Consider the following 13,298-nt stretch of genomic DNA (forward strand, 5'->3'; position numbering starts at 1 on the left):
CCCTTCCCGCCCTCTCACCTCCGCACAGACAAGGCACCTCGCATGGACATCCTCCGCAACGTCCTCCTCGTGTTCCACCTCTTCGGATTCGCCGCGATCCTCGGCGGCATCTTCTACCAGCTGCGCGGCAAGGACCCGGTGACCGGCGGCTACATGGTGACCAGCGCGGTCGTGCAGCTGGTGACCGGCGCCGGCCTGGTCTGGACGCGCCTCGCCCTCGACCTGCCGGTGTCGCACCCGAAGATGGGCGTGAAGCTGGCCCTCGACGTCCTGGTGGCGGTCATCGCGCTGATAGGGATGCGCACCCGGGCGGCCTGGGCCTTCTTCGCCGTGGCCACGGTCACGGCGGCCGCTGTGGTGGTGGCCGTCGTGTGGAAGTGACCGGAGCCACGAGGTGCCGGGGCGCCGCACGGCGGACGGCCGGCGCCCCGTCCATCGAGCGGGCACGCGCGGTCACGGCCCCGCTCCCCGGCATCGGGCTTCGCCGGGCCGGGCAGCGGGGCCACGGCGATCCTCCTGCTTTCCGGCGGGAGTAATTGCTCGGTAACGGCGGCTTCCTAGGGTTCCGGCATTCCTTACCTTCTCCCCCGAGGAGTGCCCCATGCCCATCCTCCGAACGCCCCGGCGCAGACGTGCCGTGTGGGCCGCCGCCTCGTTCTCCGCGGCCGCGGCGCTGCTGACCGCTCCCCTGCCCGCGGCCGCCGACTCCGCCCGGTCCGGCGCGGTGACCGCACCCGTCGACGCCGCGCTCGCGGCGGCCGTGCGGGACGGCGGCGACGCCACCTTCTTCGTCGTCCTCAAGAAGCGTGCCGATCTGGGCGCCGCCAGGAAGCAGCGTTCGCACGCGAAGGCCGCCGGGAACGCGTACCAGGCGCTGCGCGCCACGGCCGAAGACGCCCAGCGGTCGCTCGACTCCTTCCTCGACCGGAAGAAGGTCGGGCACCAGGGCTACTGGATCGCCAACGCCGTCCAGGTGACGGGCGGCCAGGACCTCGTCGCCGAGCTCGCGCGGCGCGACGACGTCCAGCGGCTGGTCATGGCGCGGACGTACCGCCTCGACGACGTCGAGGCGTCCGGCGGCGAAGTCACCGCCTCACGCACCGCCTCCGCCGCCACCGGCGACGACACCACCCCCGAGTGGGGCGTCAAGGACATCAAAGCCGACCAGGTCTGGTCGCGGTACGAGAACCGCGGCGAGGGCATCGTCATCGCCAATGTCGACTCGGGCGTCCAGTACGACCACCCCGACCTGGTCGCCAACTACCGCGGCACCAACGGCGACGGCACCTTCACCCACGACTACAACTTCTACGACCCGTCCGGGACGTGCGCCACCAGCACCACCCCGTGCGACAACAACGGCCACGGCACACACACCATGGGCACGATGGCCGGGAAGAACGGCATCGGCGTCGCGCCGAACGCGAAGTGGATCGCCGCCAAGGGCTGCGAGTCCTCGCAGTGCTCGGACGCGAACCTGCTCGCGGCCGGCCAGTGGATCCTCGCCCCGACCGACCGCAACGGGCAGAACCCGCGCCCGGACCTCGCCCCGAACATCGTCAACAACTCCTGGGGCGGCGGCAGGACGACCTTCTACCAGGACATCGTCGAGGCATGGAACGCGGCCGGCATCTTCGAGGCGTTCGCGGCCGGCAACGACGGTGACGGCACCACGTGTTCCACGACGGCCGCGCCCGGCGCGCAGGCGCCCGCCTACGGGGTCGGCGCGTACGACGCCCAGGGCAGGATCGCCTCGTTCTCCGGCTTCGGCCCGTCGCCGGTCGACGGCTCGGCGAAGCCGAACATCTCGGCCCCGGGCGTCGGCATCACCTCCGCCTGGCCCGGTTCGCAGTACAAGTCCAGCAACGGCACGTCGATGGCGACGCCGCACGTCGCCGGCGCCGTCGCGCTGCTGTGGTCCTCCGCCCCGTCGCTGATCGGCGACATCGACGCCACCCGCCGGCTCCTGAACGAGGGCGCGACCGACGTCGACGACACCCACTGCGGCGGCACCCCCGGCATGAACAACGTGTGGGGCGAGGGCAGGCTCGACATCCTCGCGTCCGTCGACAGGGCCCCGCACACCGCCGTCACCGTCAGCGGCACGGTGACCGACCAGGTCACCGGCGCCCCGCTTCAGGGCATCACGATCGAGGCCGGCAACGACACCCTCGGCACCCGCACCGTCCACACCGGTGCCGACGGCGGCTACCGCCTGGCGTTCGCCCCGGGCACGTACGACTTCACGCTCAGCGGCTACGGCTACGCGACGCGGACCGTCGCCGGCGTCGAGCTGACCGCCGGTCAGCCGCTGGCCCAGGACCTCGCGCTCGCCCCGCTGCCGGCCCACGCCGTCACCGGCACCGTCCTGGACACCACCGGCGCACCCCTCGCCGGCGCCACCGTCCAGGTCGCCGGGACCCCGGTCGGCACGGTCGTCTCGCGCGCCGACGGCACCTTCACGCTGCCGGCGGTCGCCGAGGGCACCTATCCGCTGACCGTGACGCCCACCGCGCCCGTCCTGTGCAACGGCGAGTCCACCACGAGCCTGACCGTCGACGGCGCCGAGACCCGCACGGTCCGGCTCCCGGCCCGCACCGACGCCGCCGGCAACAGCTGCGCCCCCGCCGCGTATTCCTGGATCCCCGGCTCCGGCAAGGTCGCCCTGAGCGGCGACGAGGACGCGAAGACGATCGCGCTGCCGTTCCCGGTGAAGCTGTACGGCGTCCCGTACACCAGCGCCGCCGTCACCACCAACGGCCTGGTGAACTTCCTGGAGCCGCGCGTCGGCGACTACGCCAACGAGGCGCTGCCGACGGCCGGGAAGCCGAACGGCGTCGTCGCCCCGCTCTGGGACGACCTGACCCTCGACAAGAAGTCGAGCGTGCAGACCGCCACCACCGGCGCCGTCGGCACCCGCAAGTTCGCCGTCGTCTGGAACGACGTCCTCTTCGCGGACGGCAGCGGCGCCCGCGCCGCCTTCGAGGCGGTCTTCGACGAGGCCACCGGCTCGATCACCTTCCAGTACCGGTCGGTACCGGGCGGCGGCGCCTCCGCCACCGTCGGCATCGAGAATCAGGCCGGAACCGACGCCCTCCAGTACGCCCACGGCCAGGCCGTCCTGAAGGCCGGTACCGCGATCCGCATCACGCAGGGAGCCCAGCGATGAGAACCCCCTCCTCCCGGCGGGCCCTGACGCTCGCCTCCGCCCTGGTCGCGGCGGGACTCGCCCTGACCTCAGCGCCGCACGCGATGGCCGCCGACGACGCGGCCACGACGGCGATCACGCTGACGAGCGACGAGGCCCGGACCCTCGCCGACCGCATGAACGTCGACGTGTACGGCGACGGCCTGTCCGTCCCCGAGGCCGACACCTCCACCGGCGCGGACACCGGCGCCGCCACGGACACGAACACCGGAGCCGCCTCCGGCGCGGACGCCACCACGTCCCCCGGGGCCGCCTCGGGCACCGCCGCCGCCCCCGTCACCTTCACCGGGAAGTCCACCCTGGAAGGCGTGCGCGGACTCGCCGCCACCGTCCCGGCCGGCTCCGACGGCGGCTACTTCACCGTGCACAGCCTCGGCAACGTCCAGCTGCACAAGGCCGACGGCTCCACCGTCTGGGAGCGCACCAACACCTCCTGGTACACGGACTGGCAGGTCAAGCCACTGCGGGTGTGGCAGGCCGAGCCCTACCCGGTGCGCGTCCTGATGGGCTACAACGCCGTCGCCCCGTTCGCGCCGTACTCCGACCAGGGCCACGACACCGCCGACCTGACCGGGGACGGCACGCCGGACCTCGTCTTCTCGGCGAGCGTCGGCGCGAGTCCCTACCGGCCGATCACCTCGCCCGGCTCGTCGCTGCCGACCGGCACGTTCGTGACGGTCGTCGACGGGAGGACCGGCAAGACTCTCTGGTCGAAGCTGTACGCGTACGCCGCCATGGTCAAGATCGTCGACGGCACACTGCTGATCGCCGACTCACCGCGCCTCAACCAGAACGCGCCGGCCACGCAGACGGCCACCCTCACCGGCATCCGCTTCACCCACGCCGACGGCGTGCTGACCCCGGCCACGACCTGGACGTACGACACGGGCACGACCGCCGCCGCCACCTGGGGCGCCCTGGAGTCCGCCGGCGGCGGCAAGGTCGCCGCGGTCTGGGACCTGCGCAAGACGGCCACGACCGCCTCGCGCGCACGCACCCTCGTCCTGGACACCGCCGACGGCTCGGTCGTCTGGCAGACGGACAGCGCCCTCTACGGCCGCAGGCTGCTCCTCGACGCCTCCCGTGACCGGGTCGTCGCCCTGGAGCAGGCCGACACCTCCGACGCCGTCAGGTACGAGCTCGCCGCCTACTCCCTGGTGGACGGGAGCCGCACCGCCCTCGACAGCCGCGTCAACGTCCTGCCCACCGCGCTGACCGTCGGCGACGCGGCCAAGGGCGGCGGCGCCGAGTACGCGGTGAGCGAGTCCGCGCTCTCGCCGTCGCTCTTCGTGAACTCCAGCACGATCCGCGTCCTGGACGGCGCGGACGGCTCCACCGTCCGCTGGTCGCACACGACCAAGCGCGCCGCCGGCAACGCCAAGGACGGCCCCAGCACCTGGAGCCTCACCGCCACCGGCGGCACGCTCCTCGCCGCCGCGCAGGACGACCGGGACATGGAGTCCCCGCTCAACGTCGGCGGCCTGAGGTACGGCTCGCTGACGGCGTTCAGCAGCGGTGGCAAGGTCACGTGGCGGCGTGACGGCCTCGACGCCTCCCCCATGTACCAGCAGGCGTACGCCTCCGGCGGCGGCCGCGTCCGCGTCGTCGACCAGCAGCAGAACATCCGCGAGTACGCCCTGGGCAGCGGCGCCCTGAAGCGCCTGACGCCGATGCAGGGCGATCTGCACACCGGGCAGGCCGCCGACCTGGACGGCGACGGCGGGCAGGACGTCGTCGTCGGCGGCACCTCGCACGGCGTGTGGGCCTACTCCGGCACCTCGCTGGTCGGCGGCGCCCCGAAGAAGCTGTGGCAGGCCACCGTCCCCGGCGGGGTCCACACCATCGCCACCGGTGACGTCGACGGAGACGGCGGGACCGACGTGGTCGTGGCCGCCGACAACGCCACCGCCGTCCTCGACGGGTCCACCGGCAAGGTCCTGACCACCATCGACGGCGACGGGGCCTACGTCCGCACGGTCACCGTCGCCGACGTGAACGGCGACGGCAAGGACGAGGTCATCGTCCCCACCGACGCGCTGCGCGTGTACGACGCGCGCGGCCGGCAGCTGTGGTCGTACGCCGCCCCGGCGGCAGCGGGCGAGGTCGTCTTCTCCGACACCGTGGTCGCCGACGGGCGGGTGCACACCCAGTACAGCTCCGTGGACGCGCTCGACAGCGCCGCCCCGGCCGCCGACGGGGTGGCCCTCGACGGCAAGGGCGGTGTCCTGTGGACCGCCGTCCCCAAGGCCCCGGCCCGGGCCGCGGACGGCAAGGTGCGCGGCGCGGTCCTCGTCAACGGCGTCTTCGCCTCGCCGAAGATCCCGTACGCCGGAGGACACGCGGTCGTCCACACCTGGATCATCAAGGCCGACCCGACCACGGCCGGTGACCTCTCCACCGCCACGCCACGCGTCGTGACCGAGATCCGGGACGGGCGCACCGGCGAGGTGCTGCACCAGTTCGTCGGCGGCAGCCCCTGGTCGCACGGCAACTACTTCATCGACGGCCAGGACGACCCGCTGTACCAGCTCAGCTTCGGCGTCCTCAACGGCTTCGCCGCCGGCGGTGCCGAGACGCGCAGCTCGGTGACCCTGCCCCTGCGGACCGTGCAGTTCATCGACGGTCCCGGCGGTCGGCGGCTGCTGGCCGGCGGGACAGAGGCGGGGCTCGCCGCGTTCGACCCGGCGATCCTGACGACCGGCTGGTCGTTCCAGTCCGCCATCGGCGGCGCGACCCTCATGGGCGGCCGGAACTACCTCGCCGCCGACCTCGACGGCGACGGCACCGACGAGATGGTCTCGCTGAACTTCGACGACTTCGGCGTCAACCGTGCGGCGGGGCAGCTCGGCGGCGGAGTGCTCTCCCTGAACAACGCCATCCACCAGATGACGACGTTCACGCTGTCCTGACCCGCGGCACGGACCGGCCCGTACCCCCTGGGCGGCGCCCAGGGGGTACACGATCATGGTGACCTCGACAGACTGCCCGGTTAGAGTGTCGCTCCTCATGAACGTGGCACGACCGGACGGCGACCTCCGGCAGAACGACGACGGCACGCCCCCGCCGCTGCGCCTGCACCTCTTCGGCGGCTTCCGAGCGGAACGGGACGGCGGCCCCGCCCTGCCGGGGCGCTGGCCCCGCCCCAGCGCCCAGACCCTGGTGAAACTGCTCGCCGTCGTGCCCGGCCACCGCCTCCACCGCGGGCAGGTGCAGGAGATCTGCTGGCCGAACGCGTCGCCGCAGGCCGCCGTCGGCAGCCTGCGGGTCGCCCTCCACGCCGCCCGGCGCGCTCTGGAACCGGAGCTCGCACCCCGGGCCGCCTCCTCCTACCTCGTCTCCGACGGGACCCTGCTCGGGCTGGACCCGCGTCGGGTGCGGATCGACGCGGACGACGCCGAAGCCCTCGCCACCGCGGCCCTCGCCGCTCGGACGCCCTCCGCCGCGGCGCTGGAGGGGGCGCTCGCCTCCTTCGGCGGCGAGCTGCTCCCCGAGGACCGCTACGCCCCCTGGGCGGAGCAGCGCCGCACCGAACTCGCCGCGCTGCGGCTGCGCGTCCTGCTCTCCCTCGCCGACTGCCGGCTGGCCGACGGGGCGTACGAGGAGGCGGCCGGCGCGGCCCGCCGGGCCCTCGCCGTCGCTCCCGCCGAGGAACACGCCCACCGGCTCCTCATGACGACCCTCCTCGAACAGGGGCTGCGTGCCCAGGCGGTGCGCCAGTACGAGGAGTGCCGGGACGCCCTCGCCGAGGAGCTCGGCATCGCCCCCGGTCCGGAGACGGAGCGCCTGCGCCGCCTCGCCGTCCACATCCCGTCCGGCACCGTCGCCCGCACGGACTCCGCCTCCGGAGCGGTCCTGCCCTCCGTCGTACGGGCGGCCACGAACGGCACACTGCGCGGGCGCGAGGAGCTGCTGCGCACCGTCGTCGCCACGACCGACCGCCCGGTGGTGCTGCTCGCCGGCGAGGCCGGAATCGGCAAGACCCGGCTCGCGGCCCAGGCGGCCCGGGAGCTCGCCGCGTCGGGAGCGGCCCTGCTGTGGGGCTCCGCCCACGCCGCCGAGGGGCACACGCCGTACGGCCCGTTCGTCGAGGCACTGGACGGCTGGCTCACCCGTCGCCCAGAGGCCGACCGGACGCGGATCGCGGGCCTCTGCCCCGAACTCGTCCCCCTCCTGCCCTCGCTCCACCGCGGTGCCGACAGCCCCGCGCCACGGACCCCGGGTGCGGCGGGCGAGGGCTCCTCCGACGAACGGGCCCGCCTCTTCCACGCGGTGGAGCGGCTGCTCGGGGAGATCGGCGGGACCGGCGGTGCCGTCGTCGTCCTGGACGACCTGCACGCCGCCGACGTCGGTACGCACCATCTGCTGGCCCGGCTGGCGCGGCGGTTCTCGGAGGCCGGTGCAGGGGCCTCGTGCCGTTTCCTCGTCACCTTCCGCGACGACGAGCCCCTGCCCGAGGCGGACCTGCTGCGCGTGGCCGAGCTGGTCCGCGCCGGACTGGCCGCCCGGATCGCCGTACCCCGACTGGGCCGGGAGGACGCGCTCGCCCTGGCCCGCGACGCGCGGCCGTCCCCGGGGCGGGAGGCCGACGAGCGGGAACTCGACCGGCTGTGGCGGCTCTCGCTCGGCAATCCCCTGTTCACCGTCGAACTCGCCCGCGCGGGCGCGGCGGAACGGGACCGGGTCAACAGCCGGGACGGGGGCGGCTTCCGGGGCGGCGCCCCTGAGGGCGTGCGCCAACTGGTGGCCCAGCGGCTGCTGCGGCTGGAGCCCGGGGCCCGGCGCATGGCCGAGATCGTGGCCGCCGCCGGAGGGGCCGCCCCGCTCGCCGAGGTCCTCGACATCGCCCGCGACGGCCTCCACCCGCCGATGCCGAGGGCGGAGGCGACCGCGGCCCTCGAAGCGGCCGTGTCCGCCGCCCTCCTGTCCGAGCACCAGGTCAGCGCGGGCGGCCGGAGCGTGACCGGGATCGCTTTCCGCCACCCCCTGCTCCGGCTGACCTGCTACGACCTCCTTCCGCGGCTGCGCTCCCTCGGCCTGCACGCGGCCTGGGGCGAGGTCCTCCTGCGTCACCGGCCCGACGACGTGGACGCGCTGGCCTGGCACCTGCTGCGCGCCGAGGACCCCCGGGCGGTGGACCACCTGCGCCGGGCGGCGGAGCGCGCGGCGGCGCTGTACGCCAACGAGGAGGCGGACGAGTACTACCGCCGCCTGACGCCCCTCGTCGAGGCCGACCCGGCCCAGGCGGCCGGGGTGGGCATGGACCACGCGGGCCTGCTGCACCGGATGTCCCGCTACGGGGACGCCGTCGACGTCCTGCGCGGGGCGCTCGCCGCGGCGGACCGGGCCGGGGAAGCGGACACCGCCGTGGCCGTCACCGCCCGGCTCGCCGAGGCATTGAACCGGGCGGGCCGGCAGAAGGAGGCCCGCCGGGCGCTCGACGCCCGCCGGCCGGGCCCGACGACTCCCGCGGAGGCGGTGGCGGCGCACCACCTGTCGGCCTCCGCGATCGCCTTCGTCGAGGGGCGGCACGCGGAGGCCGTGGAGTCCGCCGCCGCCTCCGCGGGCGCCGCCGCGGAACTGCCCGGCCACGCGGGTGCGCGGGCCCTCGCCCGTGCGCTGGCCCGGCAGGCCACCTCGCTCGGGCTGACCGGACGGCTGCGCGAGGCACAGGCCGCGGCCGAGGAGGCCCTTCCCCACGCGGCCGCGGCAGGGGACGCCTCGGTGGAAGCCCTGGTGCTGTCCATCCTGCGCGAGAACGCCCGCCGGACGGGACGGCTGACCGACGCCGTCGCGTACGGAGAGCGCGCCGCCGCCCTCGCCGACCGGGCCGGCAGCCCGGAGGCGAGCTCCTTCGAGCGCGCCAACCTGGCGGAACTGCATCTGCTCCTCGGCCGGGAGGCCGAGGCGGAGCTGCATGCGGTGACGGCCGAGCGGACCGCCCGTGACCAGGCGCCGCGCACCCTCCCGTACGCCCTCACCGCCCTGGCCCGGACCCGGATGACCTGGAATCCGGCGATGTCGGATGCGCTGCTGTCCCGTGCGCGGCACTGCGCCGAGCGCTCCGGGGACCGGCAGGCTCTGGAGGAGGTGCGCCTGGCGTCCGCCGAACTCGCCCTGCGCACGGCCCGGCCGGAGCGGACGCTCGACCTCCTCGGCCAGGGCCCGACGACGCCCCGCTCGGCCTGTCTGGAAGGCTGGGCGCTGGTCCGCACCGGCCGTCACGCGGAAGCCGTCGCCCTGCTGGAGCGGGAGGCCGGGCACGCCGAGCGGACGGGGCAGCACCTGCTGGTGGTGGAGTCGACCGCGGCGCTCGCCCTCGCCCTCGGTCTCTCGGGCGGGGCGGAACGCGCCACCACGCTCCTCACCGACGCGCGGCGGAGGGCCGAGGCCCTCCCGTATCCGGCGGGCCTCGCCCGGGTCGGGACAGTGGGGGCGGAGTTGAGCGGCCGTCTGTGAGCGGTCGGGACGAGCCCGGTCCCGTCCGGCGGGTCCCACCAGGCCGAGCCGGCGCGGACCTTCCACGAGATGGACTGCAGGGTTCGACGGGGGTCGGCTCCACCGGCCGCGGCCGGATCGGCCGACGTCGACGGCTCGACCCGGTCACGCGCTCAGAGGCACCGCCGGATTCCCTCAGCGGCTGTCCGCGGGCGGAAGGTCGGAGAGCTCCGGATCGGTGCGGCGGGCGTGTGCGAGGACCGTGCGAACGGCCGCCCGCAGGTCGGGCAGTCCGGCGGCCACACGGTCGTCGGCGAAGACCCGGCCTGGGCGGAAGCGCGCGTACGCGCACCAGGTGCCGTCGTCGTCCCGGATCGCCCGGCCGATGGGGAAGCCGCCGGGAAACCCGTCGTCCACGCAGACGTACACCACGCCGCCCCGCTTCAGCGGACGGTCCGGCACCAAGAGGATCCCGCCCTGTCCCGACGGCGGCGTCGGCGCGGTCGATTCGGCAGCCATGTCTCTGTCCCTCCAGCTCAGCGTCTCGGCGGGCGACGGCCGAACCCCCCGTGACCGGCCACCGCCCGCCCCCATGCGCCCAGGCCGGATTTCCCGGATGGCCGGTACTCGGCGGGGCACTTGCGCAAGCTTCGCGGCAGCCGCTGCAATACCGATGAAATTCCGATGATGCGAAGCGGAGGCATCACGTGGGGGCGCAACAGTCGCGACAGCTGCGGCTCATGCTGCTCGGGCCGGTACAGCTCTGGCACGAGGACGACCGGCTGTCGCTCGGGCCGGTCCGCCGCCAGGCGGTTCTGGTCGCGCTCGCGCTGCGACCCGGTGTCCTGGTCAGTCAGCAGCGACTGCTCGATGCGGTCTGGGGCGACGATCCCCCGGGGACCGGCCGGAGCGTCCTGCCCAGCTATGTGTACGCGCTGCGCCGGGAGCTGGACGTTCCGGGCGGCGGACCGGAGAGGTCCCTGATCCGCGGCGAGCGGGGCGGGTATCGCCTGGTCGCCGACGGGTTCAGGCTCGATCTGACGGATCTCGCCGAGCACACCGACGCGGCCCGCCGGGCGAGGACGGCCGGTGACCCGGCCGGTGCGGCGGACCGGCTGGCGCAGGCACTGGCCCTGTTCGACGGGGAGCCGCTGGCGGGGCTGCCCGGCCCGTTCGCCGGGCAGGAACGCGAACGCCTCCTGAACCGGCGCCGCGAGGCACACGTACAGCGGCTGGAGTGCCTGGTCGATCTCGGCAGGCACGGCGAGGCCCTCGACGATCTCACCGAGCTGTGCGCGTCCGGCCCCTACGACGAGCCGCTCGCGGCCCTGCGGATGCGGGCCCTGTACGGCAGCGGTCGCCAGGGCGAGGCCCTCACCGTCTTCGCGGACCTGAGCCGGCTCCTGCGCACCGAGCTCGGCACGAGCCCCGGCGACGCGATCGGCCGGGTGCACGAGGCGATACTGCGCGGGGATCCGGCGGTGCGGCCCGGGGGCCCGGCGACGCACGACCTGGCGGTGCGGCCCGGGGGCCCGGCGACAGTGCCAGGCACTCCCGCGCCCGCCCGCCGGGTGGTCAACGAACTCCCCGGCGACGCGGGCCGCCTGATCGGGCGGGAGACCGAACTGGCCCGGCTGACGGGAGCCGCGACCCCCGGGGCCGTCACCGTCCGGACCGTCGACGGACCGGCGGGAGTCGGCAAGTCGGCGCTCGTCGTCCGCGCGGCCCGCGAGCTGAGCGGTGAGTATCCGGACGGTTGTCTGTTCGTGGATCTGCGCTCCCACAGCACGCAGCAACGGCAGACGCCCGTGCGGACGCTCCAGCGGCTGCTGCGCTCGCTGAGCACGGAGCGCGGCGAGCTCCCGGACGAACTCGACGACCTGGTCTCCGTATGGCGGACGGCCACCAGCGGGCTGCGGCTCCTGCTGGTCGTGGACGATGCCCTGGACGCCGACCAGGTACGACCCCTGCTGCCCGCGGGCGCGGGAAGCCGGGTGCTGGTGGCGGGCCGCCGCCGGCTGGCGGGGCTGGACGCGGATCTGCGGGTCACCCTGGAACCGCTGCGCGCGGACGAATCCGAGTCGCTGCTCGCCGACATCATCGGGGCAGGGCGGTCGAACCAGGAGCCCGACGCGATCCGGCGACTGGCCCGACTCTGCGACGGCCTCCCGCTCGCCCTGCGCCTGGCCGGGTCGCGCCTGCAGAACCGGGCGACCTGGACCGTGGCACACCTGGTGGGCCGGATGGCGGGAGATGACAGGCTCGGGGAGCTGAACGCCGGGGACCGCAGTGTGGAGAAGGCGTTCCAGATGTCCTACGAGCATCTGCCCCCCGAACAACGGCGCGCTTTCAGGACCTTGGGCGTGACACCCACGGTGGAGTTCGACGTGCTGACACCGGCGGCCATGCTGGGACTTCCCGGTGCCGAGACGGAGGTGCTGCTGGAGGAGCTCGTCGACACCAGCCTGGTCCAGCAGCCCCGGCCCGGCCGCTACCGGCTGCACGATCTGGTCAGGTCGCACGCACGACGACTCGCGCACGCGACCCCGGGCGAGACCGCCGGTGCCCGCGAGGCCGCGCTCCGTCTCCATCTGGACGCCGCCCGGATGGCCAGCGACTGGGGCGTCGCGGGCTTCCCGACCGGACCCCGGCCGCAGAACGGACCGTTCGCGACCTGGCAGGAGGCACAGACCTGGCTCGACACGGCAGGCAGCGAACTCGCCGATGTCGTCGGTCACGCCGCGAGCGTCGGCGACGCCGATCACGCCTGCTGGCTGGCCGAGGCCCTGACCGACTACTTCGTCCGGCAGGGCCGCTACCACGAGGCCGAGACGACCCTGGAGACCGCCCTGGCCCACGTGGACGGGACGACGGATCGCCGGATGCCGCCCGCCCTGTGGAACTGCCTCGGCTACACGGCGATCCACCAACGCCGGTACAAGCGGGCCCGCGCCTGCCTGGAACAGACACTGACCCTGCTCGCGAACCGTCCCGACGCCCATGAGGAGAGCCGGACCCGCACCGCTCTGGGTGCCATGGCCCTGAGCCTGGGCGACGCCGGATCCGCGATCCGCCATACGAGCGAGGGCCTCGCCCTCGCCAGGGGCAACGGCAGCGACTGGGTCGTGGCAACCGCGCTGATCGTCCAGGGACTGGCGTATTACTTCGACCACCAGAACGAGAAGGCGCTGGCCTGTTTCGCCGACGCCCTCCCGCACGCGGAGGCCATCGGGCGACCCCGGATGCGGGGCCGGGTGCTGAGCTGCGCCGCCGACGCGCACCTCCGGCTCGGCCGGTTCGAGCAGGCCAAGCGCCATCTGCGAGCGGCGGTCGTGCTGGTCGACCAGGCCGGCGACTACTTCCTCTGCGCCCGCAGCCTGACCCGCCTGGGAACGGCGGAGCAGGCGGAGGGCGACCCGGAGGCCGCGATCGCCCTGCACCATCAGGCACTGCTCCAGCACCACTCCCTGTCCCGCCTCACCGAACCCAGCTACGACTGGCTGGAGATGGACATCCGTTCCCGGCTGGGCCGCGCCTACCTGGCGACAGGACGCTGGCCTCAGGCCGACCGCGAATTCCAGACCGTGCAGGACACGCACACCCGCTCCAAGGCCAACCGCTGACGGCCAGAAGGCCGGTGCGCTCCGTGTCATGG

Annotated in this window: 6 protein-coding genes; 5 read left to right on the forward strand and 1 reads right to left on the reverse strand. The window is 74.4% G+C overall.

Going from position 1 to position 13,298, the window contains the following annotated elements; all coding sequences use genetic code 11:
- Positions 1 to 42: 42 nt before the first annotated feature.
- The 4 genes from ACFVU3_RS14090 to ACFVU3_RS14105 all read left to right on the forward strand — a co-directional run bounded on the left by ACFVU3_RS14090 (position 43) and on the right by ACFVU3_RS14105 (position 9,664).
- On the forward strand, positions 43 to 381 hold the full coding sequence (locus tag ACFVU3_RS14090; protein WP_390066141.1) for a hypothetical protein: 339 nt from the start codon (positions 43 to 45) through the stop codon (positions 379 to 381).
- A gap of 220 nt (positions 382 to 601) precedes the next feature.
- Positions 602 to 3,169 carry a S8 family serine peptidase gene (locus tag ACFVU3_RS14095; RefSeq protein WP_390066142.1) on the forward strand — a complete coding sequence of 856 codons (2,568 nt, stop codon included), beginning with the start codon at positions 602 to 604 and terminating at the stop codon, positions 3,167 to 3,169.
- A complete protein-coding gene (locus tag ACFVU3_RS14100) occupies positions 3,166 to 6,117 on the forward strand; it encodes an FG-GAP-like repeat-containing protein (protein WP_390066143.1) in 2,952 nt (983 codons plus the stop codon). Before ACFVU3_RS14095 ends, ACFVU3_RS14100 begins: the two co-directional genes overlap by 4 nt.
- A 97-nt stretch (positions 6,118 to 6,214) precedes the next feature.
- Positions 6,215 to 9,664 (forward strand): ATP-binding protein, encoded by a 3,450-nt coding sequence (locus ACFVU3_RS14105; RefSeq protein ID WP_390066144.1) that lies wholly within the window; start codon positions 6,215 to 6,217, stop codon positions 9,662 to 9,664.
- Positions 9,665 to 9,838: 174 nt separating this feature from the next.
- On the opposite strand, the gene ACFVU3_RS14110 is transcribed toward ACFVU3_RS14105, so the two are convergent.
- Entirely contained in the window at positions 9,839 to 10,162 is a 324-nt protein-coding gene (locus ACFVU3_RS14110) for a hypothetical protein (protein WP_390066145.1), read from the reverse strand.
- 188 nt (positions 10,163 to 10,350) lie between these two features.
- Between ACFVU3_RS14110 and ACFVU3_RS14115 the strand changes: the two genes are divergently transcribed.
- The gene (locus ACFVU3_RS14115) at positions 10,351 to 13,266 is read left to right on the forward strand and encodes a BTAD domain-containing putative transcriptional regulator (RefSeq protein WP_390066146.1); all 2,916 of its coding nucleotides are present in this window, start codon (positions 10,351 to 10,353) and stop codon (positions 13,264 to 13,266) included.
- Positions 13,267 to 13,298 lie beyond the last annotated feature (32 nt).

The sequence above is a fragment of the Streptomyces sp. NPDC058052 genome (assembly GCF_042885515.1).
GTDB lineage: Bacteria > Actinomycetota > Actinomycetes > Streptomycetales > Streptomycetaceae > Streptomyces.

Excerpts from the sequence above, each read along its gene's own strand:
- ACFVU3_RS14100 (WP_390066143.1), top strand. The coding sequence starts at position 3,166 with ATGAGAACCCCCTCCTCCCGGCGGGCCCTGACGCTCGCCTCCGCCCTG.
- ACFVU3_RS14110 (WP_390066145.1), bottom strand. The coding sequence starts at position 10,162 with ATGGCTGCCGAATCGACCGCGCCGACGCCGCCGTCGGGACAGGGCGGG.
- ACFVU3_RS14090 (WP_390066141.1), top strand. The coding sequence starts at position 43 with ATGGACATCCTCCGCAACGTCCTCCTCGTGTTCCACCTCTTCGGATTC.
- ACFVU3_RS14095 (WP_390066142.1), top strand. The coding sequence starts at position 602 with ATGCCCATCCTCCGAACGCCCCGGCGCAGACGTGCCGTGTGGGCCGCC.
- ACFVU3_RS14105 (WP_390066144.1), top strand. The coding sequence starts at position 6,215 with ATGAACGTGGCACGACCGGACGGCGACCTCCGGCAGAACGACGACGGC.